The following is a 23,696-nucleotide window of genomic DNA, read 5'->3' as shown; positions in this document are numbered from 1 at the left end:
GGGCTACTGAGCGGTAATTGTTGCTGACAACGTGTCTAAAGTGTCTGAGGGCCGTCGCAAGGCGGCGGGGACTGGAGCAGCAATGGCCGCAGAGGTGTCCTTCAGCGTCGAATCCCCCGGCGGCCCGCGGACACTGTCCGTCGCCTACGAACGCGCGGGCAAGGGCGAGCCGCTGCTCCTGCTGCACGGCATCGGCCACCACCGCCAGGCGTGGGACCCGGTGTTCGGCATTCTGGCCGCCGAGTACGACGTGATCGCCGTGGACCTGCCGGGCTTCGGGGAGTCCCCCGCGCTCCCCGAAGGGCTGCCGTACGACATATCGACCGTGGTGTCCGTGCTCGGCGCGCTGTGCGAGGCGCTGGAGGTCGAGCGTCCGCACGTGGCGGGCAACTCGCTGGGCGGTCTGCTCGCCCTGGAGCTCGGCCGGGAGAAGCTCGTGCGCTCGGTCACCGCGCTGTCCCCCGCCGGTTTCTGGACGCCCGGGGAGCGGCGGTACGCGTTCAACACCCTGCTCGCGATGCGGCACGGGGCGCGGCTGCTTCCGCTGCCGCTGATCGAGCGGCTCTCGCGGACGGTGGCCGGGCGGGCGGCGCTCACCAGCTCCATCTACGCCCACCCGGGGCGCCGTTCACCCGAGGCCGTCGTCGCCGAGACGCTCGCGCTGCGCGACGCCGAGGGGTTCGAGCAGACCCTCGCCGCCGGGCGCGACGTGTCCTTCAGCGACGACGTGCCCGGACTCGCGGTCACCGTCGCGTGGGGCACGCGCGACCGGATCCTGCTGCGCCGCCAGGGCGTCCGCGCCAAGCACGCCGTGCCCGATGCCCGCCTGGTGCGCCTTCCCGGCTGCGGGCACGTCCCGATGAACGACGATCCGGCGCTCGTCTCGCGCGTCGTCCTCGACACGTGCCGCCGCGTGCCGTCGGCGTAGCACTCCGGAGCCCAGGGCCACCCCGGCGCCGACGAGCGCACTGCCCACGGCCTGCGGGGCGCCGTAGGTGCCGGTGCCGACCAAGGGCGCGGTGAAGGCCGCCGCGACGGGGATCAGACCGGAGAAGAGGGTGGCCCGCTCGGCGCCGATGCGCTGGATGCCCGAGTACCAGCAGACGAAACCGATGACGGTGACGATCGCCGCCTGCCACAGCAGGGCCGCCGCCTCGGTGGTGTCGGGCACCCGCAGCCACTGGCCGCCGTCGGCCACGACGCCGATGACGGCGGACTCGGCGGCGGCGATCCCGCACACCGTGGCGGAGAGCAGCTTCGGGCCGAGCGGTCGCAGCACGGGGACGGCCAGGACCGCGAAGCCGACCTCGCCCGCCAGCGCGCCCACGGAGAAGAGGATGCCGAGCGCGTCCGTACGGCCCCACCCCTGCACGGTGAAGGCGCCCGCGGCCACGATCAACGCCCCGTACATGACGGCCCGTTGAGGCTGCCGCCCCTCAAGGAGCGGCACGATGACCGCCACGACGACCGGGGCGCAGCCTACGAAGACACCCGGTACGGCAGGTTCCGCCGTGCGTTCGGCGGCGAGGATCGCCAGGTTGAAGCCGACCATGCCGACGGCGGCGAGGACCGAAAGGCGCCCCCACTGGCGCCGCGTCAGACGGCGGAGCGGCGCCGTGCCGCCCCGCCCGAGCAGCGGCAGGAGCAACAGGCAGGCCAGGCCGTAGCGCAGGAACTGGCCGCCCGCGTACGGATAGTCGCCCAGGAGGCTGTTGGCGGTGAAGGAGCCGCCTACGAGGAGGCAGGCGAGGGCCGCCAGCAGGGACCCGCGTGTGAGGTTCGCGTTCATGTCCCTGACGCTAGGAAGAGAAGCGGACCGGTTTAAGGTCCACTTCCGGGGCTGGTTCGGGGACCACTTCGGGGAACCACTTCCTCCCTTCTCTCCTCTGGAGGCGCATCCGGTGACATCGAGATCGGTCCAGGCCGGTACAGCCGCCTGGGAGCTGCTGCTCCCCGCCGCGTCCGCGCCCGCCCGCAGCCGTGGCCGCAGCCTCCGTTCGGCGCTGCGCGACGCGGTCAGGTCGGGGCGGCTCGCACCGGGCACGCGGCTGCCGTCCAGCCGTGAGCTCGCCGCCGATCTGGGGGTGTCACGGGGGCTTGTCACCGAGGCGTACGAGCAGTTGACGGCCGAGGGCTATCTGCGCAGCGACCGCGGTGCGGGGACCTGGGTGGGCGGCGCCGCGCGCACGGCCGCGCGAGGCACACGCGATCTGGCGCCGCGTCCCGTCCACGCGCGCGTGGACTTCATCGCGGGCACCCCCGACCTCTCCCTGTTCCCGCGCGCCGCGTGGGCGGCCGCTCACCGCGGCGTCCTGGCCGAACTGCCCCACGACGCTCTCGGCTACCCGGATCCGCGCGGGCTTCCCCGGCTGCGTACGGCCCTGGCCGAACTGCTCGTACGCCGCCGTGGCGTGGTCGCGGACCCCGAGTCGATCGTCGTCTGCTCCGGAGTGGCGCAGGCCATGGCGCTGGTCGGATTCGTGCTCCACGCGCGCGGGGTGCGCGCCGTGGGCGTCGAGGATCCCGGAAGCCCCCAGCACGGCGAGCTGTTCGCGTCGGCGGACGTCGCCACGGTGCCGGTCCCCGTCGACGACGAGGGCGTCGTCACGGGCGTGCTGAGGGAGCGGGGTCTGCGCGCGGTGGTCACCACGCCCGCCCATCAGTTCCCCCTGGGGATCGGCTACTCGGCACGGCGGCGCACCGAACTCCTCGACTGGGCGCGCTCCGTGGACGGCCTGGTCGTCGAGGACGACTACGACGGGGACTTCCGCTACGACCGCGCCCCGGTGGGCGCGCTGCAAGGGCTCGACCCCGGGCACGTCGCGTACACGGGCTCGGTCAGCAAGTCGCTCGCTCCGGGGCTGCGCCTCGGCTGGCTGCTCGTGCCGGAGTCGATGACCGACGAGGTCGTCGCGCGCAAGCGCATGATGGACCTGGGCAATCCCGCGCTCGACCAGGCGCTGCTCGCGCGTTTCGTCGAACGCGGGGACTACGACCGCCAGTTGCGCCGCTGTCAGCGCGCCTACCGGGAGCGCAGGGACGTGCTCGTCGCGGCGCTCGACGAGCACTTTCCCGGCACGGAGGTGACCGGCATCGCCGCCGGTCTGCACGTCATCGCCCGGCTGCCAGGACGCTGTGGGCCGCAGGAGGCCTTCCTGCGGCGGGCCTCGGCGGCCGGGGTCGCGGTCCGGCCGCTGAGCGATTACGCCGACGGCCGGGGCCCGGCGTCCTGCTCCGGAGTGAGACACCGCCCGGCGGTCGGCCCGGAAGTGAGCCTTGTCCTCGGCTACGCCCACCTGACGCCCGCCAGGATCACCGAGGGAGTGCGGCTGCTCGCCGATGCCGCCCGGACGGCCTGATCAGGAGTTGGACCACGCGCGCGTGCAGAGCACCAGGCGGTAGCCGTCCGGGTCCTCGACGGTGACGCCCCACTCGTTCCAGTACGGGTTGGGCGACGGGACGCGTGTGCCGCCGTGCGCCTCGAGGCGGGCCACCAGCGCGTCCGGGACGGGCTCGTCGAGATAGATGACGAGCAGGTCCTCCTCCGTGGGGCGGGGCAGGACCGGCTTGTCCGCATCGTGCACGAGTTCGAGATGCCAGGAGGCGTCGGGCCATCCGGCCATGAGCAGGTCGTGCTCGCCCGGAGCGGCGCCGCCCTCCGAGCGCCATACGACGTCCAGGCCGAGGCCCGTCACCCAGAAGCGCTCAGCCGCCGCGAGGTCGCGGGACGGGCGGGCGATGCGGATGTGGCTCTGACCGTTGACCGGCATGGGACTCCCCCTTCGCGCGCGGCGCGCTCGGGCGCGCACCGCTGCCGCCGAGCCTAGACAGCGAACGATCTTCGGGCATCGGCCTTCCGGCCCGGTCGCGGGCCCGGAACCTACAACCGGGGACCTCCGACCGGAGATGTAGTCGGCGCCTCGGGCGACGTTGTGGGCGACATAGCGTTCGCACACCGGTTCCCTTGCACCCATGGGCAGTTGTTCACTTGTGGTTTGTGTGTGCGCCGCCGCGCACCACTAGTTGTGGCCCTGCACACTGGTCTGACCTGTCACTGGAGGCGCATTCATGTCACACCCTCAGCCGAGCCCGTCCCCTCGCCGCCGCAGTGTGCTGCGCGGCTCGCTCGCCGTTCCGGCGGCGCTGGCCGTGCCGTCCCTGGCCGGGGCCGCTCCCGCGTTCGCCCTGTCGGGCCGTCCGCGGGCCGAGTGGGGTGTGCAGGCCGGTGACGTGACCGCGCACGCGGGCCTGGTGTGGGTGCGTTCCGACCGTCCGGCCCGCATGATCGTGGAGACGTCCGCCACCGAGTCGTTCCGCAACCCCACCCGCTGGAAGGGCCCGGTGCTCGGCCCGGACACCGACTTCACGGGGACGACGCGGCTGCGCGGGCTGCCCGCGGGCGAGCAGATCCACTACCGCGCGATCCTGGCCGACCCCGACGACCCCAGACGCACCGGGGAGCCGGTCACCGGCACGTTCCGTACGACTCCGAAGGGACGCAAGGAAGGGGTGCGCTTCCTGTGGTCGGGCGACATCGCGGGCCAGGGATGGGGCATCAACCCGGACCGCGGCGGCTGGCGCATCTTCGAGGAGATGCGCCGCAGGGACCCGGACTTCTTCCTGTGCAGCGGCGACAACATCTACGCCGACGGGCCCATCCTGCCCAGCGTCACCCTGCCCGACGGCAACGTGTGGCGGAACGTGACCACGGAGGAGAAGTCGAAGGTCGCCGAGTCGCTCGCGGAGTTCCGCGGCGCCTTCCGCTACAACCTGCTCGACGAGAACCTGCGGCGCTTCAACGCGCAGGTGCCCTCCATCGTCCAGTGGGACGACCACGAGGTGAAGAACAACTGGTATCCGGGGCAGATCCTGACCGACGCCCGCTACACGGAGAAGAACGTGGACGTCCTCGCCGGGCGCTCCCTGCGGGCGTTCAGCGAGTACTTCCCCATTTCGACGCTCCAGCCGGGCGACGAGGACGGCCGTGTGTACCGCGTGCAGCGGCACGGACCGCTCCTCGACGTGTTCGTCCTGGACATGCGCTCCTACCGCAACGCCAACTCGCCGGGCCGGCAGCCCGACGACACCACCGGCATCCTGGGCGCCCGGCAACTGCAGTGGCTCAAGCGCGAGTTGTCGCGCTCGCGCGCCACCTGGAAGGTCATCGCGTCCGACATGCCGCTTGGCCTCGTCGTGCCGGACGGCTCGGCGAACTTCGAGGCCGTCGCGCAGGGCGATCCCGGCGCGCCGCTCGGCCGCGAGCTGCAGATCGCCGAGCTGCTGCGGCACATCAAGCACCGCAAGGTCACCGGAACGGTGTGGCTGACCACCGACGTGCACTACACGTCGGCCCAGCACTACGACCCCTCGCGCGCCGCCTTCAAGGACTTCGCGCCGTTCTGGGAGTTCATTTCCGGACCGCTTGCCGCGGGCGGGTTCCAGGCCCTCAAGCTCGACGGAACGTTCGGCCCCGAGCAGCGCTTCATCAAGGCGCCCAGCCGCGCCAACACCTCACCGGCCGAGACCCCGCAGTACTTCGGCGAGATCGACATCGACGGCGACAGCGGCGAGCTGACCGTGCGGCTGCGGCAGGAGGGCGGCGGAGTGCTGTTCACCAAGGTGCTGCAGCCGGGCCGGGTGGGACAGCAGTGATTTCGCCCCCGAACGCACACCAAGGAGTCACGCCCGCACTCCAAGCGCGAGCAAAGAGGAATTAAACGGGCAGAAGGCCTCTTAACTCGTCAGTCACAAAACGTTCGTGATCACGCAACACCCTTCCTCCACAGTGGCTGTATGAGTGCAGACATGTCTGATGTGACGCGAACCAAACACGGCCGTCCCGTTCACCACTGGCGGCGGGATCTGGTGGAGCTCGCCGCCCTGTTCACGGCCGTGGCCGTGGCCGACGCGGTGGCGAACATGATCGGGCACGGCCCCGACGGCCCCGCCCTGCTCGTGATCTCGGCCGTGGTGCTGTGCGCCACGGTCGGGTTCCACACATGGTGGGCACGCCGCCACAACCACGCACCCCCGACGGCGGACGATACCGGCGCCCGGCCGGACACCGCCGGGCAGCGGACCGGGTCCCCGACGGCCATGGAGCGGGCCGGGGCCCTCGCCACGGAGTCGTCCGCAGGGGCGACGACGCTGTGGCGGATGCGCACCACCGTGCGGGACGAGCCAGGCTCGCTCGCCGCCCTGTGCACGGCGCTCGCCCACGGCAAGGTCGACATCCTGAGCCTCCAGGCGCACCCGCTGGCCGAAGGCACCGTCGACGAGTTCCTGCTGCGCGCCCCCGCCGATCTGCCCGCGGCCGAGATCACCCGGGGCGTCGCCCACGCGGGCGGCTCGGGCACCTGGATCGAGCGTGCGGACGCCCACGACCTGGTGGACGCCCCCACCCGCATCCTCGGCCTGGCCACCCGCACCGCCCTGGACGCCGCCGAACTGCCGCTCGCGCTGCGCCAGTTGCTGGGCCGCTGCACCATCCGCTCGCTGCCCGCGAAGGCGCAGGGCACCGCGTCCGGGCCACGGCCCGACAAGCCCGCGGACGGCGCGCCCGTCGAGGGCGGTCTCGAAGGTGAGGGGACGGTGCTGCGGCTGCAGGCCCCGGACGGTGAAGTGATCACCGTGGAGCGGCCGTACCTGCCGTTCACGCCCACCGAGTTCGCCCGCGCGCGTGCCCTGGTCGAGCTCGACACCCGGCTCGGCCCGCGCATCCCGCGCAGTCAGGACGTACTGACGCTCGCCGAGGGCAGCTCCATCACCGTGCGCCGGGCCGACACCGCCGACGTCGACGCGGCCAAGGCCATGCACGAGCGCTGCTCCCAGCGCACGCTCGGCATGCGCTACCACGGCCCCGTGCGGGACGCCGACCGCTATCTCAACCACCTGCTCAGCCCGCGGTTCGGCCGCACCCTCGCGGTGCAGACCGCGTCCGGGCGCATCGTCGGCATCGGCCATCTACTGTGGGACGGCGACGAGACCGAGATCGCGCTGCTCGTCGAGGACGACTGGCAGCGCCGCGGCATCGGCAGCGAACTGCTCGGCCGTCTGGTGACGCTGGCGGTCGAGGCGGGCTGCGAGAGCGTGTACGCGGTGACGCAGGCGTCCAACACGGGCATGGTCGCGGCGATGCGCGGCCTCGGCCTTCCCCTCGACTACCAGATCGAGGAAGGCACGCTGGTCATCACCGCCCGCCTCGAAGCCACGCCGGTCAACTCCCGACTGCCGTACGACCAGCCGCAGGGTCGGTCGGAGCAGCGCTGACCCGAGGAGCTGAGGCCCGCACGTCGGTGCGGGACGGCTGCGGGCCGAGGGCGCCGTCGAGGTCCCGCCACAGGTCGTCGACGTCCTCGAGCCCGGCCGACAGGCGCAGCAGGCTGTCGCTCACGCCCGAGGACCGCCGGTCCACTGCGTCCACGACCCGGTGGCTGATGGACGCCGGATGCTGGATGAGCGTGTCGACGCTGCCGAGGCTGACCGCCGGGGTGATCAACCGCACCCCGGCGGTCACCGCGTGCGGGTCGCCGATGACCTCGAAGGCGACCATGGCGCCGCCGAGCCGCGGATAGTGCACGCGGCGCACGCGCGGGTCGGCGGCAAGCCGGCGGGCCAGTTCCGCCGCGTTCGCGGAGGCGGCACGCACCCGCACCGGCAACGTGGAAAGGCCGCGCAGGAGCAAATACCCGGCGAGCGGATGCAGCACCCCGCCGGTGGCGAACCGGACCTGCCGCAGCCGGCGCGCGAACTCCTCGTCGCACGCGACCACACCGCCGAGTACGTCGCCATGGCCGCCCAGGTACTTGGTCGCGCTGTGCAGCACGAGCCGCGCCCCGCTCTCGGCGGGCCGTTGCAGGACGGGCGTCGCGAAGGTGTTGTCGGCGAGCAGCGGCACCGTGCCGCAGTCCTTGGCCACCGCGCGCAGATCGAGTTCGGCAAGCGTCGGATTGGCGGGCGACTCGACGAGCACCAGGCCCGTGTCGGGGCGGATGGCGTCGGCGATCCCCGCGGGGTCGACCCAGGTCACCTCGGAGCCCAGGAGCCCCGCCGTCAGCAGGTGGTCGCTGCACCCGTACAGCGGGCGGACCGCGACGACATGGCGCAGGCCTGCCGCTCCCCGTGCGAGAAGGACCGCGGTCAGCGCCGCCATGCCGCTCGCGAACGCGACAGCGCTCTGTGTGCCTTCGAGCCGGGCCAGGGCGGTCTCGAAGCGGGCGACGGTCGGGTTCGCGAGGCGGGCGTAGACGGGCGGCCCTTCGTCCAGGGCGCCGTCGGCGGCGAAGGCGTCGATGCGCGCCGCCTCGCCGCGGGTGTCGTACGACGGGTAGGTGGTGGACAGGTCGATCGGCGCGGCGTGCAGGCCGAGCCCGGCGAGGTCGTCGCGTCCGGCGTGCACGGCCTCGGTCGCGAGGGCGCGCGGCCCCGACTGTGCTGACGCCGGTGCGGCCCGGTGGCCGGATCCGGTGCGGGATGCGGTGTTCGTGTCCATGCCGTACAGCCTGAACAAAGGCCGGTCTCTGGTAGTTGAACCCCGTGCTACGTTCGGCGAGTGGCCGAATCTGTCGTACTTGACCCGGTGGATCTCCGCATACTGCGGCTGCTGCAGAACGATGCCCGGATCACCTACCGCGATCTCGCGGTCCAGGTCGGCGTCGCCCCGTCGACCTGTCTGGACCGGATCTCCCGGCTGCGCCGCTCCGGTGTGATCCTCGGGCACCAGCTGCGGCTCGACCCGACGAAGCTCGGTCGCGGCCTGGAGGCGCTGCTCTCCGTCCAGGTGCGACCGCACCGGCGGGAGCTCGTCGGGCCGTTCGTGGAGCGGATCAGGGCGCTGCCCGAGTCCCGGTCGGTGTTTCATCTCGCGGGGCCCGACGACTATCTGGTGCATGTGGCGGTGGCCGACACGGCCGACCTCCAGCGGCTCGTCCTCGACGAATTCACGTCCCGGCGCGAAGTGGCCCGCGTGGAGACACGGTTGATCTTCCAGCAGTGGGAGTGCGGGCCGCTCCTGCCGCCGGGCGCCGGGGCCGATGACCAAGGGCGGGCCCCCGGCCCATCCTGATGACGCGGACGGGTCCCTCGTACGAGGATGTCCGCATGTCAGACACGAAGATCCCGAACGCGAGCGAGAGCAGGAGCCCGCTGCCTCGCCAGGTCGCCGACGCCTACGTCGACGAACTCATCGCCCTCGACCCCATCAACGGCACGTTCCTCGGCGTCAAGGCCAGCCACAGCAGACTCCCGGACACCTCACCGGCGGGCCAGGACGCCATCGCGGAGCTTGCCCGCACGACGCTCGCCCGGCTCGACGACGCGGAGCGTGTGCCCGGAGCCGACAGTGACGCCGAGCGCCGGTGCGCGCGTCTGCTGCGCGAAAGGCTCACCGCCGAGATCGCCGTGCACGAGGCCGACGAGGGGCTGCGCGCGGTCGGCAATCTGCACACGATGCCGCACGCGGTGCGCGAGATCTTCACGGTGACGCCCATGGAGACGGACGAGGACTGGGCGGCGATCGCCGAGCGGCTGCGGGCCGTGCCGGCCGCGTACGAGGGGTATCGGGCCTCGCTCGAACTGGGCCTGGAGCGCAAGCTGTTCGCGGCTCCGCGCCCCACCGCCACCTTCATCGGGCAGCTCGGCGAGTGGGCGGGTCCCGGCGGCAGCGAGGGCCGCGGCTGGTTCGAGGAGTTCGCCGCGGACGGCCCCGACGCGCTGCGCGCCGAACTGGACGACGCGGCGCGGGCCGCCACCGCTTCGGTCGTGGCGCTGCGCGACTGGATGCGGGACGTGTACGCGCCCGCGATCGAGGGCGCTCCGGACACGGTGGGCCGCGAGCGCTACGCCCGCTGGTCCCGCTACTTCAACGGCGCCGACCTGGACCTCGACGAGGCGTACGCGTACGGCTGGTCCGAATTCCACCGGCTCCTGGCCGAGATGCGCACCGAGGCCGAGAAGATCCTGCCCGGCGCGGCCACGCCGTGGGTGGCGCTCGCGCACCTCGACGAGCACGGCACGCACATCGAGGGCGTGGAGGAGGCACGGGTCTGGCTCCAAGAGCTGATGGACGAGGCGATCGAGGCGCTGGACGGCACCCACTTCGAACTCGCCGAGCGGGTGCGGAGGGTGGAGTCCCGCATCGCCCCTCCGGGCGGCGCGGCGGCCCCGTACTACACCGGCCCGTCGGAGGACTTCTCGCGCCCCGGGCGGACCTGGCTGCCGACGATGGGCGAGACGCGTTTCCCCGTCTACGACCTGGTCTCCACCTGGTACCACGAGGGCGTGCCCGGCCATCACCTCCAGCTCGCCCAGTGGGCGCACGTCGCGGAGAACCTCTCGCGCTACCAGGCGACGATCGGCCTCGTCAGCGCCAACGCGGAGGGCTGGGCGCTCTACGCGGAGCGGCTCATGGACGAGCTCGGCTTCCTTAACGACGCCGAGCGCAGGCTGGGCTATCTGGACGCCCAGATGATGCGGGCGCTGCGCGTCATCGTCGACATCGGCATGCACCTGGAGCTGGAGATCCCGGCGGACGCGCCCTTCCACCCGGGCGAGCGCTGGACCCCTGACCTCGCGCAGGAGTTCTACGACGCGCACTGCAGCCGCCCCACGGAGTACGTGGAGAGCGAGATGACCCGCTATCTCTCCATCCCCGGCCAGGCCATCGGCTACAAACTGGGCGAGCGGGCCTGGCTGCTCGGCCGCGAGAACGCACAGCGGCGCCTGGGCGAGGCGTTCGACGCGAAGGCGTGGCACATGGCCGCGCTGTCGCAGGGGTCGCTGGGGCTCGACGACCTGGTGGACGAGTTGTCGGCGCTCTGAGGAACAGGGCCGCCTCAACGGCGGAACCCGCCTTCGGAGTCGATCACCTGGCGGCGATGGCCGCGCAGTCGTCGCCCGTCAGGTAATCCGTGTCCACGGGGCCGGGGCTGCGGGGTCCGCCAGATAGACGGGCCCGTGGTGGACGTCCGCCGCCGGATCTCCGAGCGCCTCGCGCACTCCGGCGGCGACGTCGGCGGGGCGGTCGGCGCCCCGGGGCACGGCCACGCAGCGGCAGAGGATCGCGCTCGCCCCGCCGTCCCCTCTCAGCAGCCGCAGTCCTCCGCGTCCAGCGGGGCCGTCAGGGGGTCGGGCGTGCGGCGCTCGGCGCCCTCCCAGGTCTCGAACCCGAAGCCCTCGCGGGCCCAGTACTCGAAGCCGCCCAGCATCTCCTTGACCTGGAAGCCCAGTTGGGCCAGGGCGAGGGCGGCGCGGGTGGCGCCGTTGCAGCCGGGGCCCCAGCAGTACGTGACGACGGGGACGGCCTTGTCGAGGAGTTGCTCGGCCTGCTCCGGGATGAGCGCGGTGGGCAGGTGGACGGCGCCGGGGATGTGCCCCTGGTCCCAGGACTCGGTCGAGCGGGAGTCGACCACGACGAAACCGGGGTCGCCGTCGGCGGCGAGCGCCGAGGCGACGTCGGACACGTCGGCGTGGAAGGCGAGGCTCGCGCCGAAGTACGCGGCGGCGGCAGCCGGGGATGCGGGGGCGACCCGCAGGACGGAGTTCGGGGCGCCGGCGGGGGCGGCCAGGGCGCCACCGGCGCTACCGGAGGCGGTGCTCGCGGCCGTGCTCGTGGCGGTCTTCGCTTCGGTGTGCTGTGTCTTCGTCGTTGCGCTCATGGCCAAAAATCTACGGGCGACGCCGCGGACCCAGAAGAGCCGATCACCGGCGTACCCCTTGATCAGCCGGGGATTCCCCTGTTACCTCTCAGTCATGACCGGTTATTCCACGGACGCCACCGACTGGCGCATCCTCGATGTCCTCCAGCGTGAGGGCCGCGCCAGCTACGCCGAGCTGGCGCGTGCCGTCTCCATGTCCGCAAGCGCCGTCACCGAACGGGTCCGCCGCCTGGAGGAGGCGGGCGTGATCCAGGGGTACGCGGCCGTGGTCGATCCGGAGCGGCTCGGCCTGCCCATCCTGGCGTTCGTGCGGCTGCGCTACCCGAACGGCAATTACAAGCCGTTCCACGACCTGGTCGAGACGACCCCCGAAGTCCTCGAGGCGCACCACGTCACCGGCGACGACTGTTTCGTGATCAAGGTCGCGGCACGCTCGATGAGCCACCTGGAGGAGGTCGCGGGGAAGATCGGCGCGCTGGGGTCCGTGACCACCAGCATCGTCTACTCCTCGCCCCTGCCGAGGCGCCCGCTGGGCCGCTGACCGCGCTCCCTCACACCCCGCCGCGCTGCCGTACGACTGAGCCCGCGCGCCCCTTCTCGACCTCCAGCTGCGCGTGGACGCGGCGCCGCAGGTCCGCCACGTGGCTCACGATGCCGACACTGCGGTCCCGCTCGCGCAGTGAGTCCAGGACGTCGAGCACCTCGTCGAGCGTCTGGTCGTCCAGGCTGCCGAAGCCCTCGTCGATGAAGAGGGTGTCGAGCCGTACGCCGCCCGCCTCGTCGGTGACGACGTCCGCGAGGCCGAGGGCGAGGGCGAGCGAGGCGAAGAAGGTCTCGCCGCCGGAGAGCGTGGACGTGTCGCGCTCGCGGCCCGTCCACGCGTCGACCACGTGCAGGCCGAGGCCCGAACGGCCGCGCCCCGTGCGGTCGTCGGAGTGGACGAGGGTGTAGCGGCCCGACGACATGCGCCGAAGGCGTGCGGTCGCCGCGGCGGCTACCTGTTCGAGCCGGGCGGCCAGGACGTAGGACTCCAGGCGCATCTTGCGTTCGTTGTCCGCCGACGTGCCCGCGGCGAGGCCCGCGAGGCGCGCCACGCGGTCGTACTCGGCGCGCAGCGGCGCGAGCCGCCGGGCCCCGGCGGCCGACCGCTCGGAGAGCCGGTCGAGTTCGGTGCAGCGCCGCGTGGCCGCGTCGAGCGCGGAGGCGGCAGCTCGGGCCAGCCCGTCGGCCTGCTCGGCGGCTTCCTGGGCGGCTCGCAGGTCGGCGGGCGGCTGCTGGGCCGCGGCGGCCGCGTCCGGCTCGGCGAGGAGCGAACGCACCGCCGCCTCTTCGTTCTGCCACGCGTCGATACGGTGCTGCAGCTCGCGGTGGCGCGCGTCGTCGAGCAGGGCTTCGGCCGCGGCCCTCGGCGTGTCGAACCCGGCGCGGAAGGCGGCGTCGGCGAGTCGCGCGTCGGCGTCCTTGAGCCGCTGGGCGGTGTCGTCGGCGACGCGTGCGGCTTCCGCCGCCTCGCTCAGGAGCGCGGTCTGCCGCTCCAGCTGGGAGGCGCGGGCGGCGACGCTGCCGCTTGCGCCCCGCGCCCGGGTCAACTCGACGTCCAGGGACGCCTGTTCGCGGTCGAGGGTGTCCCGAAGGGCGGCACGCGACGCGGCCCGCACGGCGGCCTCCTGCTGCACGGCGACCCTGCGGTCGTGCTCACGCTCGACCTGGGCGAGGGCCTCCCGGGCGGCGTGCAGGCCCGATGCGCGGCCCCGCGCATCGGCGTGTTCCCCTCGCACCTTCTCGACAAATGCGGCGAGTTGCTCGGCCGAGGGGCCTTCCGGGAGCGCCATGACCGCCGATCGCCCGGCGTCCGCCTCCTCGGTGGCGGCATCCACCCCGGTGGCGGCGTCCCCGCCGGACGACCCGAGCGCCGCCGCCCCGGCCGCCGCCAGCGACTCGCGCACCTCGCCGAGGTGCCGCTCCCGCTCCGTGCGCCGCTCCTCCGCCTGCCGGTACGCGGCGAGCGCCGACTCCTCCGTGGCGCGGTCGACGTGACCCGCGGTCTTCGGTGCGGGCGCGGGGTGTTCGGTGGCTCCGCAGACCGCGCAGGGGGTGCCGTCACTCAGGCCCGCGGCCAGCTCCGCGGCGATACCGGTGAGGCGCTGTTCCTTCAGGGTCAGCCAGTGTTCGTGGGCCGTGGTGGCGTGCTCGCGGGCCGCGAGTGCGCGCTCGTGGGCGACGGTCGCCTCCTGGGCGAGGCGGTCGCGGCGGCGGGCCGCGTCCAGCCTGCCCTGGGCGGGCTCCAGTTGGCCCGCGAGGTGCTCCGCACGCGTGGCCGCCTCCTGGGCGGACTCGATGCGCTCCTGGAGCGCGGTCCGATTCGCGTCCCAGCCCTCCAGCCAGTCCGCCGCCTCGCGCAGCAGCTCGTCGTCGGCCCGCTCCTCGCGCTCCAAGGAGGCACGTTCCGTGGTGAGTTCGGCGAGGCGGCGCTCGGCGCGCCGGGCGGAGTCGAGGCCGCCGAGCTCTTCGGCGGCCTTGCGCGCGGCGGCGGCGAGTCCCGACGCGCCGGAGTCGGCGAACGTGGCGGGCAGGTGGCCGCGCGCGCGTGTCTCTTCGACGGTCGCGCGGCGGTGCTCCTCCTCGGCGGCCCGGCGAAGGCCGAGCGTGGGGGCGACCCTCTCGGCCTTGCGCGCCCGGTCCATCCGGGTCTGCCTCTCCCGGTGTTCCTCCGCGCGCCCCTCAAGGCGCGCGGCCCGCTCCCGCGCCTGGCCGAACCGCCTTTGCAGCCGGTCGAGTTCGCGTACGTCGTCCAGTCGGCGCCCCGCAGCGGCCTGCACGGATTCCGCGGCCGTGAGAGCGCACCCGGCGATCGTGCGCCGTTCACGGGCGCCGGCGCGGGCCACGGCGGCCCAGGCGAGGACGGACTCGGCGAGCCCGGGATCGCCGGGCGAAAGATCGGGCAGCGGCGACTCCGCGTACTCAAGGTCCTCAAGGGTGCCCCCTGCGGCCTGCTGCATCCGGTGCGCGTCGGCGAGGAGCTCCCTGTCCCCTTCCCGCACCGCACCCTCGGCATCGCGCCGCTGATCGGCGAGTCGCTGCTCGACCGCGGCGAACCTGCGCGTGTCGAAGAGCCGCCCGAGCAGTTTGCCGCGGGCCTCGGCGTCGGCCCGCAGGAAGCGCGCGAAGTCGCCCTGGGGCAACAGCACCACCTGGCAGAACTGCTCCTTGCTCATGCCGAGCAGCTGTGTGATCTCCTCGCCGATCTCCTGGTGGGAGCGGCTGAGGTCCTTCCACGCGCCGCCGTCGTCGGCCGCGTCGTACTCCCGGAGCCAGCTCTGCGCCTTCTCCATGGTGGTGCCGGTGCCGCGCTTCTTCGGGCGCTCCCACGGCGGCTGCCGGGTGACCTCCAACCGGCGTCCCGCGACGGTGAGTTCGAGGCACACCTCCGTCCGCACGGCGGGCTGCGCGTGGTCGCTGCGCAGGGTCACGCCCTGGCCGCTGCCCTGCCGGGGTCCCGGCACCGAGCCGTACAGGCCGTAGCAGACGGCGTCCAGGACGGAGGTCTTCCCGGCGCCGGTCGGCCCGTGCAGCAGGAAGAGCCCGGCGGCGGAGAGCTCGTCGAAGTCGATGTCCTGGGTGGTGCCGAAGGGGCCGAACGCGGTGATCCGGAGCCGGTGCAGCCTCATCGGGCCACCTCGCGCACCGTGTCGTCGGTGCGCACGGTGTCGAACGCCGCCCGCAGCACCGCCTGTTCGGGCACATCGGGTCCCGCGCCCCGCACATGGGTCACGAAGTCCTCCGCGATCTGCTGGTCGCTGCGGCCCTTCAGGCGCTGGGCGTACGAGACGTCCGGGTCCTCGGGGCTGCGTTCCGGGTCGAAGGCGAGGCTGAGGGTGTGCGGGAAGCGCTCGCAGAGGCGGGCCATGGGGTCGTCGGGGCGCACCGGGTCGGTGAGCGTCGCCTCGACCCAGGCCTCCTCGTGGCGGGCGAGCTCCGGGTCGGCGAGCAGCGTCTCGATGTCGCCCCGGACGCGGGCGAGCGGGCGCGGCACCGGGCAGTCGATCCGCTCGGCCTCGATCTCTCCGCTTCCGCCGAGGTCGACGAGCCACATGCTCTTGCGGTGCGCGGACTCGGAGAACGAGTACGGCAGCGGGGAGCCCGAGTAGCGGACGCGCTCACTGATGGCCTGGCTGCCGTGCAGGTGGCCGAGCGCCACGTAGTCGACGCCGTCGAAGACGCCGGAGGGCACGGCGGCCACCCCGCCGATCGTGATGTCCCGCTCGCTGTCGCTTGCCTCGCCGCCGGTGACGAAGGCGTGGGCGAGGACGACGGAGCGGGTGCCCAGCGTCCGGGCGGCCAGGTCGGCGCGCACCCGGTCCATGGCGGCGCCGAGCACCGCCTCGTGACCGGCCCGCTTCACCCCGAACTCGTCCTTGACCAGCGCCGGTTCGAGGTAGGGGAGGCCGTAGAACGCCACGTCCCCATGGTCGTCGGCAAGGACCACCGGGTCCGCGCAGGCGGCGGGCGCGGTGCGCAGGTGGATGCCCGCGCGGCCGATGAGTCCGGCACCGACACCGAGGCGGCGCGCCGAGTCGTGGTTGCCGGAGATCATCACCGTCGGGACGCCGAGGTCCGCGAGCCGGTGCAGCGCGTCGTCGAAGAGCTCGACGGCGGCGAGCGGGGGCACCGCCCTGTCGTACACGTCCCCGGACACGACGACGGCGTCCACCTCGCGCTCCCGCGCCGTGGCGACGAGGTGGCCGATGAACTCGGCCTGGGCGCCGAGCATGTTCACGCGGTGGAACGACCGGCCCAGATGCCAGTCGGACGTGTGCAGAATTCTCAAGACGCCGCTCCGGCCCGCATGCTCGCTCAACCCCTCCTGTGCCGCGGATCCAGCACCGCCCCAGCACGGGCCTCGCCGACAGCACCCACCACGCTAGCGCCTGTCGGCACCTGCGCGATCACGAACCTCAATCTGCCACCGGCGACGACGGCGGTTGCGCGGACTGCGAGGTCGGCGGCTGCTCCTGTTGCGAGGAGGGTGTCTGCGGCTCGGACGAGGCAGGCGGTGAGGAGGGCTCGCCGGAGGACGGGGGCGGGGACGAGGAGGAGGACGAGGAAGTGGAGGCCGACGGAGACGGCTCTGTCACCGGCGGTTCGGTCTTCGTGTCACCGGCGCCCGTGTCGCCCTTGTCACGTTCGAACCAGTCGCCGCTCTTCGGGTCGTACATGACGAACACGTTCACGACCTGAACGGCGGGCGCCACGACCACGACGTTCGAGGACTGGTACCCGGGCCACGCGTCGCCCGTCCGCTTCGGGGTCTTCTGCGCGACGGGAGGAAGCAGCGGGTTCCCGCAGGCGCAGCGCACGCGCGGCACGCCCCGGTCGTCGACGAGCACGGCGGTGCCCGCCTGGAGGACGGCCTGGTAGGAGGTGGGGGCGCCGTCGCGGTATCCGTGGTTGGTGACGCGCGTGTCCATGCGCAGTTGCACGGGCGTGAGCGCCCGCAGGTAGGCGGGGACTGCTGACGCGTCGATGTCGAGGACCGAGGCGAACGCCTTGTTCTTCGCCGGGTCCCCCTTGAGGGCGGTGACCTGCTTCTCCACGTCGCAGCTTCCGACCTTGCGCGTCCCGCCGTAGAGGCCGGGGGCGGAGCCGTCGACGCCGCGCGTCACATTGGCCGATGCCGATGAGCTCGGCAGCGCGCTCGGTGACGAGGGCGTGGAGTCGTCCCGTGCCGTCGACTCGGTGAAGGGGTCGGGGCCCGACTTCCCCGCGGGCTGGAGGATGACCTCGCCGCCCGCGTCCTTGGTGCCGTCCGAGCTGTCGGGCCGCGTGAGCACGACGGTCAGCACGACAGCGGCCACGAGCACGAGGGAGATCGCCGCCACGCGCGGCGCCGACCTCCACCAGGGGCGGTCCGGCTCCGGACCCCCGCCGGGACCCTCGTCCGGGCTCGCGCCTCCGGGAGGGCCACTCGGAGTGTCACCCGGAGGACCGCTCGGCGGACCGCCCGGGGGCGGCGACGGCCGGTCCCCGCTGGTCGGCGGCGTCGAACCTGCCTGGGTCTCCCCCGGCTGCGAAGGGCCCGAGAGCGGGCCTGACGGGGGTCCTGTGGGGCGTCCTGACGACGGCGGTTCGACGCTCACGAACACTTCTTCCCTGTGTCGGGGCCTGCTGCGGCACACGTTCCCTGTGTAGGGCCCTGCTGCGGCACACGTCTGCGGTCACCCTTCGACCGCTCTGCACGCATAAATCCGTTACGCGCCTATTGTGTGTCCCGGCTCCCGGGGACCCGCAAGCCGACGCGGTCGGCCCTCCCGACGGGCGGGCAGCCCCGGCGCTGCTTAGCGTGACAACGTGAGCGACCAGACACCGCCTGAGCGGGCAGGAGCGCAACGCGCCCAGCAGAGCCGGCGGGCCCCCCACGGCTGGCCCCACGCCTTGGTCGCCGTGCTCGCCGCACTGGTGGCCATGGCCGTCGTCGCCGCGCTCGGCCTGTGGGCCGCCGGGGCGGCGGACCTGCCGGACGGCGCGTTCCCCAGTGTCGTCGCGGCCGTCGTCGTGATGGCGGTCGGCGGCTCCGTCGGGCTCTCCGGCGACGCCGGGGCCATCGCCGAGACGAACGCGGGGCTCTCCGTGCTCCCCCTCTCGGTCACCCTCGCCGGAGCTCTGGTGGTCGGCGCCGGATTCCTCAGGCCGCTGCGGCACCGGGCCGTCGCCGACGCGAAGGAACTCCTCGGCTGGGCCGCCCGGTTCGCGGTGCTGTGGGTCCTGCTCCTCATCGGCCTGGGCCTGCTGGCGCGCCACCGGTTCACGATCTCGCTCGGGGAGGGGGACGCGGCCGACGTGGGTGACCTGCTGGGCGCGGGATCGCCCAAGGTCGGCTTCGAGACCGATGTGCCGCTGACCCTCGTGTTCGGGCTGCTGTGGCTGGTGGGCGTCCTCGCCGTGGCGCTGCTGGTCTCGCGCGGGGCCCCGCTCCCCGCCCGCCTGGTGCGGTTCCAGGAGTCGGTGCGTCCGGCCGCCTACGCCATGGTGGTCCTGCTGCTCGCGTACGTCGCCCTGGGGCTGGTCATCGGCCTGGTCGTGGCGGCGGCCAAGGGGCATGCCGCAGAGACGCTCGCGGTACTGCTGCTCGGGCTGCCCAACCTCGTCTGGCTCGCGTTCACCCTGGGGCTCGGCGCGTCCTGGGAAGGCCGCGTGGACGGGCCGTTCGGACTGCCCATGCCGCGCGTCCTGGACGACGTACTGCGTACTCCGGAGGACTCCACGCTCAGTCTGCGGACGCTCTCCGACTACGACGGCCGGGTGTGGTGGCTCCTGGTCGTCGCGGCGGTCATGGTCCTGGGGGCCGCGTTCCTCATGGCCGCGCGCTCGCCCGCCCGGATGCGGGCCTGGCAGCACGCCGTGCACATGGCGGTGGCGCTGGCACTCACCGTGCTCGCCGTCTGTCTGCTCGCCCGCCTCTCCGCCCACTACGGCCTGTCGCTCCTGGGCATCGGGGATCTCGGCGGCGGCCTGTCCGGCCTGGTGAAACTGGATCCCCAGCTGGGTACCGCGCTGATCCTCGCCGTGGCCTGGGGCCTGGTCACCGGGTTCATCGGCGGCCTGCTCGCGCGGCGGGTCCACCGGCGCGGCGACGTGGCGGACGACGGGCCCGCAGAGCCCTAGCCGGGCAGCCGCCGGAAGACGGGACGTGCCCAGTTCGGCGGCTCCGGAGGCGCTCCCGGGTCCTGGCGGGCGCCCACGACGTGGAGGTCCACCTGCGTCGGGGGGTGCCCCTCCGCGCTTCCGGTGACCGCCGCTCGCAGCGCGGCCGCGAACTCCAGGCAGGAGCCGTACCGGTCGTCCGGGCTCTTGGCCAGCGCCTTCGCGAGGACGCCGTCGAGGGCCGCGGGGACCTCGGGGCGCTTCTCGGTCAGGCGGGGCGGCTGGTCGTACTGGTGGGCCCAGAGCAGGGCCATGTCGTCGTCACGCTGGAAGGGCGGGCCGCCGGCCATGGTCTCGTGGACGACGCAGGCCAGGCTGTAGACGTCGCACCTGCCGTCCACGGGACGGCCCGAGATCTGCTCCGGCGCCACGTAGTCGAGGGTGCCGACGAACTGGCCCACGGTGGTGAAACCGGTCAGCGAAAGGGACTTCTTCGTCAGGCCGAAGTCCGTGAGGTAGACGTGCTCCGGGTGGTCGCTGTCCGTGCCCTTGGCCACGAGGATGTTGCCGGGCTTGACGTCGCGGTGGACCAGTCCGTGATCGTGGGCCGCGTCGAGCGCGGAAGCGACCTGCGCGGCGATGCGGAGAGCGGCTCCGACGGGGAGCGGACCCGATTCGTCGAGCAGGTGGCGCAGGTCGAGCCCGGGAACGTACCGCATGGCGATGTAGAGCAGACCGTCCGTCTCGCCCGCCTCGAAGACCGGCACGATGTGCGGATGCTCGATCGCGGCGGCCACGCGCGACTCGTGCGTGAAGCGCTGCCGGAACGTGTCGTTGCGGGCGAGCTCGGGGGCGAGCAGCTTCAGGGCGACGGTCCGGTCGAGCCGCAGATCCTTGGCGCGATAGACGACGGCCATGCCGCCGCGCCCGATCTCACGCTCGACGCGGTAGCCCGCGATCTGCCTCCCGACGAGGTCGGAGGGCCGCCCGGAAGGGGGACTCGCGCTCGCCGACACGTCGTCGCGCGGTGCGGTCCCCATCAGGCGTCACCGGGCCGAAGGGGCGGATCGGAGTCGACCGTGACGGGCGGAATGCGACGGGTGGCTTCTTGACCGTACGGATCAGGAGCGGAAGCGGAGGCGGAATCGGAATCGGAATCGAGAAGGGCCCCCGCCCCGGGAACGGCTTCAACCACCTGCGTGGGCTCCGCCGCGCCACTCACGGGCGGGTCACGACGGGCGCTGTCTTCACGGGGTGACGCGTGCGCCGCGTCCGGGTCCGCCGCGCCCACGACCTGCGTCGCCTCCGGCACCCCGGCGCCGGACAGCTCCTGCGCCTGCCCGGGGTCACGGGCGGCCTCCACCACCCGCGTCGGCTCCGGGCCCACCGCACCCCCGCCGCTCACCGGCCCCGCCCCGCCCTGCTCCGCCGCGGCCTCGGACTGCGGTGGCTGTGGGTCGCCCTTCGGTGTCCCGTCCGCGGCGGGCTGCGCGCTCGGGGTCTCCCCCGCCGCGTACGTGCTCAGGCGTGTCCCGTCGCAGTACACCCACCGCTCGTGTTCCGCGTCGTAGAGCCACATCGACTCGCCGTCCACCACCATGCCCACCCGCAGTCCGCGCGTCCGGCTGCGGAAGGACTCTCCGTCGGTGTCGCCGGTCGACAGGTCCTGCGTCGCGCGGCGATAGCGGCTCAGCGCCTCCTCCGTTCTCGCCAGGAGCGGACCGGGATCCGCCGTGCGGGTCAGGGGGTGGCCCGCGGCCGGGGGGTCGCGGGGTACGGCGATCAGGAGGCGGGCGTCGATCCAGGCCGACCAGCCGTTGGCGCAGACGATCCGGCCCCAGTCGCCGAGCCGGTCGGCCAGGTGCACGGGCAGCAGCGCGTCGAGCGGCGCCGTCGGGCGGTTCACGTCCGGCGCCTCCCAGGCGGGCAGCCCGTCCTGGGGGACGACATGTGTGGGCCGGAAGTCGGCGGTGGTCATCCCGTCCGCCCCTACTTCCGCATGACGGCGGGTTCGTGCCGTCGCAGGAGCCTGGCGACCGCGTATCCGAAGACGACGCAGAGAGCCACCAGCATGCCCATGTTGAGCAGCCAGACACCCGCCGAGTGGCGGAACAGCGGATCGGCCGTCAGCTCACCGGGCACGATCCTGCCGAGCCCGATGGTCCCCGCCATCGCGCCCAGCGCCCACCGCGAGGGCACGAGCCACGCCAGCTGCTCGACGCCGGGCACTCCGTTGAGCTTCAGGAGCGCGCCGCAGAACACCACCTGGACGATCGCCAGGAGCACGAGCAGCGGCATCGTCACCTCTTCCTTGCGCACCAGGGCCGAGACCAGGAGCCCCAGCATCATGGCCGTGAACGCCAGGAGGGCCACCGCCAGGGTGATCTCGACGAGCGGCGGCAGCAGCACGCCCTCGCCGCCGGGTGCGTTGAGATCGACGCCGAGCAGCGCCACCAGGGTCAGCACGACGGCCTGCAGCACGGTGATCGTTCCCAGGACGACGACCTTGGACATCAGGTACGCCGATCTGGAGAGCCCCACGGCCCGTTCGCGCCGGTAGATGACACGCTCCTTGACCAGTTCCCGCACGGCGTTGGCCGCGCCGGTCAGGACTCCGCCCACGCACAGGATGAGCAGCGCGTTCATCGCCGTCTCCTGCGTCAGCTTGCTCCCGGCCAGCGCGCGGGCCATGGCGCCCATCACGAACGGCAGCGCGACCATGATCGCGAGGAACGTCCGGTCCGCGCCGAGCGCGGCCGCGTACCGCCGCACCAGCGTCCGCAGCTGGGACCCCCAGCTCTGTGCCTTCGGCGGCGGCGCGTAGCCGGCGGCCGGAGCCGCGGCCCCCTGCGGCAGGTACGGCTGCGCGGAGGAGTTGACGATGTACTGCTGGTGGAACGGCGAGCGCCGGTACTCTTCCGCCCAGTCCCGGTCGCGGTCCCCCTCGAAGGCCTCGAACGCCTCGGGCCACTCCTCGAAGCCGAAGAACGGCAGCGCGTCCTGCGGCGGCCCGTAGTAGGCGATTCTGCCGCCCGCCGCGAGCACGAGGAGCCGGTCGCACCCGTCGAGGCTGAGCACGCTGTGCGTGACGACGATGACCGTGCGGCCGTCGTCGGCGAGGCCGCGCAGCATGTGCATCACCGAGCGGTCCATGCCGGGGTCGAGCCCGGACGTCGGCTCGTCCAGGAAGAGCAGGGACGGCTTGGTGAGGAGTTCGAGTGCGACGCTCACGCGCTTGCGCTGTCCGCCGGAGAGGCTGTGGATGGGCTGGTCGACGCGCTGCTCGAGGCCGAGCTCACGGATGACCTCGTCGACCCTGGCCCGGCGTTCGGCCTTCTCGGTGTCCTGGGGGAAGCGCAGTTCGGCGGCGTATCCGAGGGCACGGCGCACGGTGAGCTGCGCGTGCAGGATGTCGTCCTGCGGCACGAGACCGATGCGCTGGCGGAGCTCGGCGTAGTCGCGGTAGAGGTCGCGGCCGTCGTAGAGGACGGTGCCGTCGTCGGCGGGGCGCAGACCGGTGAGGGCGTTGAGGAGGGTCGACTTCCCGGCGCCGCTGGGACCGACCACGGCGAGCAGGCACTTCTCGCCGACGGGGAAGGAGATCTTGTCGAGGAGCGTCTTGCGGCCCTTGTCGACGGCGACCGTCAGCTCCTGGACGTCGAGCGACACCTCGCCGGTGTCGACGTACTCCTGCAGCTCATCGCCCACGAGGCAGTACGCGCGGTGGCCGACGCCGACGATGTCCCCGGGCAGGACCGGGGCGCGGCCGACCGGCTGGCCGTTGAGGTAGGTGCCGTTGTGGCTGCCGAGGTCGACGATCTCGTACGTGCCGTCCGCGAGGACCCGCAGTTCGGCGTGGCGGCGGGAGACGACCAGATCGTCGATGACCAGGTCGTTGTCGGCGGCGCGGCCGATGCGGACGGTACGGGCGGGCAGCGGGCGCACGGTCGTGGGCTGCCGGAAGGTGCCGGTGGCCGACGGGGTGCGGACGGCGGAGGGGCGCTCGGGGGCGGCCGGCGGGGGTGGCGCACGGCCGACGAGCACCGCGCGCGGGCCGTCCGCGACGCTGCCGAAGCGGAGGATGCTGCCGGGTCCGACGCCCCACTCGTGGATGCGCCGCCCGTCGGCGTACGTGCCGTTCGTGCTGTGCTCGTCCTCGATCGTCCAGTGGTCGAGCTCGGCGTGGAGGACGGCGTGGTGCCAGGAGACGCGGGCATCGTCGATGACGATGTCGCTCAGTGGATCGCGCCCGACGTGATAGTCCCGGCTCGGACTCATCACGGTGGAACCGGTGTCGGTCTCCAGGACGAGTTCGGGCGCAGTCGGCGTTACAGGCCGCTCTCCCATGCCCGAATTCTACCCATTCGGACGCATTCACGCCTGGGGTCGATGGCCTCACCC

At 73.1% G+C, this 23,696-nt stretch carries 17 protein-coding genes and 2 pseudogenes; 8 read left to right on the top strand and 11 right to left on the bottom strand.

Annotation, left to right across the window (positions count from 1 at the left end; genetic code table 11):
• The first annotated feature begins 82 nt into the window (after window positions 1-82).
• Window positions 83-928: an alpha/beta hydrolase gene (locus ABZ833_RS18765; protein ID WP_361047848.1), complete on the top strand. Its 846-nt coding sequence runs from the start codon at window positions 83-85 to the stop codon at window positions 926-928.
• Between the two features lie 24 nt (window positions 929-952).
• On the opposite strand, the pseudogene ABZ833_RS18760 reads toward ABZ833_RS18765, so the two are convergent.
• Window positions 953-1,789: pseudogene (locus ABZ833_RS18760) on the bottom strand (EamA family transporter); the annotation flags it as partial.
• 112 nt (window positions 1,790-1,901) lie between these two features.
• Here ABZ833_RS18760 and ABZ833_RS18755 point away from each other — a divergent pair.
• A complete protein-coding gene (locus ABZ833_RS18755) occupies window positions 1,902-3,359 on the top strand; it encodes a PLP-dependent aminotransferase family protein (protein ID WP_361047845.1) in 1,458 nt (485 codons plus the stop codon).
• Here the strand turns inward: ABZ833_RS18755 and ABZ833_RS18750 are convergent, their stop codons facing one another.
• The gene (locus ABZ833_RS18750) at window positions 3,360-3,770 is read right to left on the bottom strand and encodes a VOC family protein (protein ID WP_249591339.1); all 411 of its coding nucleotides are present in this window, start codon (window positions 3,768-3,770) and stop codon (window positions 3,360-3,362) included. It lies immediately after the preceding gene.
• Window positions 3,771-4,068: 298 nt separating this feature from the next.
• Between ABZ833_RS18750 and ABZ833_RS18745 the strand changes: the two genes are divergently transcribed.
• Both ABZ833_RS18745 and ABZ833_RS18740 read left to right on the top strand, forming a co-directional pair.
• Window positions 4,069-5,652 (top strand): alkaline phosphatase D family protein, encoded by a 1,584-nt coding sequence (locus ABZ833_RS18745; RefSeq protein WP_361047843.1) that lies wholly within the window; start codon window positions 4,069-4,071, stop codon window positions 5,650-5,652.
• Between the two features lie 153 nt (window positions 5,653-5,805).
• A complete protein-coding gene (locus ABZ833_RS18740) occupies window positions 5,806-7,269 on the top strand; it encodes a GNAT family N-acetyltransferase (protein WP_361047840.1) in 1,464 nt (487 codons plus the stop codon).
• Here the strand turns inward: ABZ833_RS18740 and ABZ833_RS18735 are convergent.
• The gene (locus tag ABZ833_RS18735; protein WP_361047837.1) at window positions 7,217-8,491 is read right to left on the bottom strand and encodes a PLP-dependent transferase; all 1,275 of its coding nucleotides are present in this window, start codon (window positions 8,489-8,491) and stop codon (window positions 7,217-7,219) included. The two genes, ABZ833_RS18740 and ABZ833_RS18735, sit on opposite strands and share 53 nt — an antisense overlap.
• Window positions 8,492-8,551: 60 nt before the next feature.
• Between ABZ833_RS18735 and ABZ833_RS18730 the strand changes: the two genes are divergently transcribed.
• Both ABZ833_RS18730 and ABZ833_RS18725 read left to right on the top strand, forming a co-directional pair.
• Window positions 8,552-9,064: an Lrp/AsnC family transcriptional regulator gene (locus ABZ833_RS18730; RefSeq protein ID WP_361047835.1), complete on the top strand. Its 513-nt coding sequence runs from the start codon at window positions 8,552-8,554 to the stop codon at window positions 9,062-9,064.
• 35 nt (window positions 9,065-9,099) lie between these two features.
• A complete protein-coding gene (locus ABZ833_RS18725; protein ID WP_361047832.1) occupies window positions 9,100-10,818 on the top strand; it encodes a DUF885 domain-containing protein in 1,719 nt (572 codons plus the stop codon).
• A 99-nt stretch (window positions 10,819-10,917) separates the two neighbouring features.
• Here ABZ833_RS18725 and ABZ833_RS18720 read toward each other — a convergent pair.
• Both ABZ833_RS18720 and ABZ833_RS18715 read right to left on the bottom strand, forming a co-directional pair.
• Window positions 10,918-11,040: pseudogene (locus ABZ833_RS18720) on the bottom strand (3-ketoacyl-ACP reductase); the annotation flags it as partial.
• A gap of 41 nt (window positions 11,041-11,081) precedes the next feature.
• Window positions 11,082-11,654 carry a rhodanese-like domain-containing protein gene (locus tag ABZ833_RS18715; RefSeq protein WP_361047829.1) on the bottom strand — a complete coding sequence of 191 codons (573 nt, stop codon included), beginning with the start codon at window positions 11,652-11,654 and terminating at the stop codon, window positions 11,082-11,084.
• A 94-nt stretch (window positions 11,655-11,748) separates the two neighbouring features.
• On the opposite strand from ABZ833_RS18715, the gene ABZ833_RS18710 reads away from it, so the two are divergent.
• Window positions 11,749-12,195, top strand: a complete 447-nt coding sequence (locus tag ABZ833_RS18710) for an Lrp/AsnC family transcriptional regulator (RefSeq protein ID WP_361047827.1) — start codon at window positions 11,749-11,751, stop codon at window positions 12,193-12,195.
• 10 nt (window positions 12,196-12,205) lie between these two features.
• Here the strand turns inward: ABZ833_RS18710 and ABZ833_RS18705 are convergent, their stop codons facing one another.
• From ABZ833_RS18705 to ABZ833_RS18695, 3 genes are all read right to left on the bottom strand, one after another.
• A complete protein-coding gene (locus ABZ833_RS18705; protein WP_361047824.1) occupies window positions 12,206-15,322 on the bottom strand; it encodes an SMC family ATPase in 3,117 nt (1,038 codons plus the stop codon).
• Complete coding sequence (locus ABZ833_RS18700) at window positions 15,319-16,482, bottom strand: exonuclease SbcCD subunit D (protein WP_361047822.1); 1,164 nt, start codon at window positions 16,480-16,482, stop codon at window positions 15,319-15,321. The genes ABZ833_RS18705 and ABZ833_RS18700 overlap by 4 nt, the downstream gene beginning before the upstream one ends.
• Before the next feature lie 127 nt (window positions 16,483-16,609).
• A complete protein-coding gene (locus tag ABZ833_RS18695; RefSeq protein WP_361047820.1) occupies window positions 16,610-17,791 on the bottom strand; it encodes a DUF6777 domain-containing protein in 1,182 nt (393 codons plus the stop codon).
• Between the two features lie 325 nt (window positions 17,792-18,116).
• On the opposite strand from ABZ833_RS18695, the gene ABZ833_RS18690 reads away from it, so the two are divergent.
• Entirely contained in the window at window positions 18,117-19,316 is a 1,200-nt protein-coding gene (locus ABZ833_RS18690) for a streptophobe family protein (protein WP_361048739.1), read from the top strand.
• Here the strand turns inward: ABZ833_RS18690 and ABZ833_RS18685 are convergent.
• Genes ABZ833_RS18685 through ABZ833_RS18675 form a run of 3 tightly spaced genes read right to left on the bottom strand, consistent with a single transcriptional unit; the run spans window position 19,313 to window position 23,642 of the window.
• Complete coding sequence (locus tag ABZ833_RS18685; RefSeq protein WP_361047817.1) at window positions 19,313-20,335, bottom strand: serine/threonine-protein kinase; 1,023 nt, start codon at window positions 20,333-20,335, stop codon at window positions 19,313-19,315. The genes ABZ833_RS18690 and ABZ833_RS18685 overlap by 4 nt on opposite strands.
• Window positions 20,335-21,273, bottom strand: coding sequence for a hypothetical protein (locus tag ABZ833_RS18680; RefSeq protein ID WP_361047814.1), 939 nt, complete (start codon window positions 21,271-21,273; stop codon window positions 20,335-20,337). Before ABZ833_RS18680 ends, ABZ833_RS18685 begins: the two co-directional genes overlap by 1 nt.
• 11 nt (window positions 21,274-21,284) lie before the next feature.
• A complete protein-coding gene (locus ABZ833_RS18675; RefSeq protein ID WP_361047812.1) occupies window positions 21,285-23,642 on the bottom strand; it encodes an FHA domain-containing protein in 2,358 nt (785 codons plus the stop codon).
• Window positions 23,643-23,696 lie beyond the last annotated feature (54 nt).

The organism is Streptomyces sp. NPDC047525, from assembly GCF_040643025.1.
Lineage (GTDB): Bacteria > Actinomycetota > Actinomycetes > Streptomycetales > Streptomycetaceae > Streptomyces > Streptomyces durmitorensis.
Note: the sequence above shows the minus strand (reverse complement) of the source record. Positions and strands in the feature narration are given on the sequence as shown.

Bases quoted from the DNA above. Each gene is read 5' to 3' on its own strand.
- ABZ833_RS18765 (WP_361047848.1), top strand. From the start codon at position 83: ATGGCCGCAGAGGTGTCCTTCAGCGTCGAATCCCCCGGCGGCCCGCGG.
- ABZ833_RS18750 (WP_249591339.1), bottom strand. From the start codon at position 3,770: ATGCCGGTCAACGGTCAGAGCCACATCCGCATCGCCCGCCCGTCCCGC.
- ABZ833_RS18745 (WP_361047843.1), top strand. From the start codon at position 4,069: ATGTCACACCCTCAGCCGAGCCCGTCCCCTCGCCGCCGCAGTGTGCTG.
- ABZ833_RS18740 (WP_361047840.1), top strand. From the start codon at position 5,806: ATGTCTGATGTGACGCGAACCAAACACGGCCGTCCCGTTCACCACTGG.
- ABZ833_RS18735 (WP_361047837.1), bottom strand. From the start codon at position 8,491: ATGGACACGAACACCGCATCCCGCACCGGATCCGGCCACCGGGCCGCA.
- ABZ833_RS18725 (WP_361047832.1), top strand. From the start codon at position 9,100: ATGTCAGACACGAAGATCCCGAACGCGAGCGAGAGCAGGAGCCCGCTG.
- ABZ833_RS18715 (WP_361047829.1), bottom strand. From the start codon at position 11,654: ATGAGCGCAACGACGAAGACACAGCACACCGAAGCGAAGACCGCCACG.
- ABZ833_RS18710 (WP_361047827.1), top strand. From the start codon at position 11,749: ATGACCGGTTATTCCACGGACGCCACCGACTGGCGCATCCTCGATGTC.
- ABZ833_RS18705 (WP_361047824.1), bottom strand. From the start codon at position 15,322: ATGAGGCTGCACCGGCTCCGGATCACCGCGTTCGGCCCCTTCGGCACC.
- ABZ833_RS18690 (WP_361048739.1), top strand. From the start codon at position 18,117: ATGGCCGTCGTCGCCGCGCTCGGCCTGTGGGCCGCCGGGGCGGCGGAC.
- ABZ833_RS18685 (WP_361047817.1), bottom strand. From the start codon at position 20,335: ATGGGGACCGCACCGCGCGACGACGTGTCGGCGAGCGCGAGTCCCCCT.
- ABZ833_RS18680 (WP_361047814.1), bottom strand. From the start codon at position 21,273: ATGACCACCGCCGACTTCCGGCCCACACATGTCGTCCCCCAGGACGGG.
- ABZ833_RS18675 (WP_361047812.1), bottom strand. From the start codon at position 23,642: ATGGGAGAGCGGCCTGTAACGCCGACTGCGCCCGAACTCGTCCTGGAG.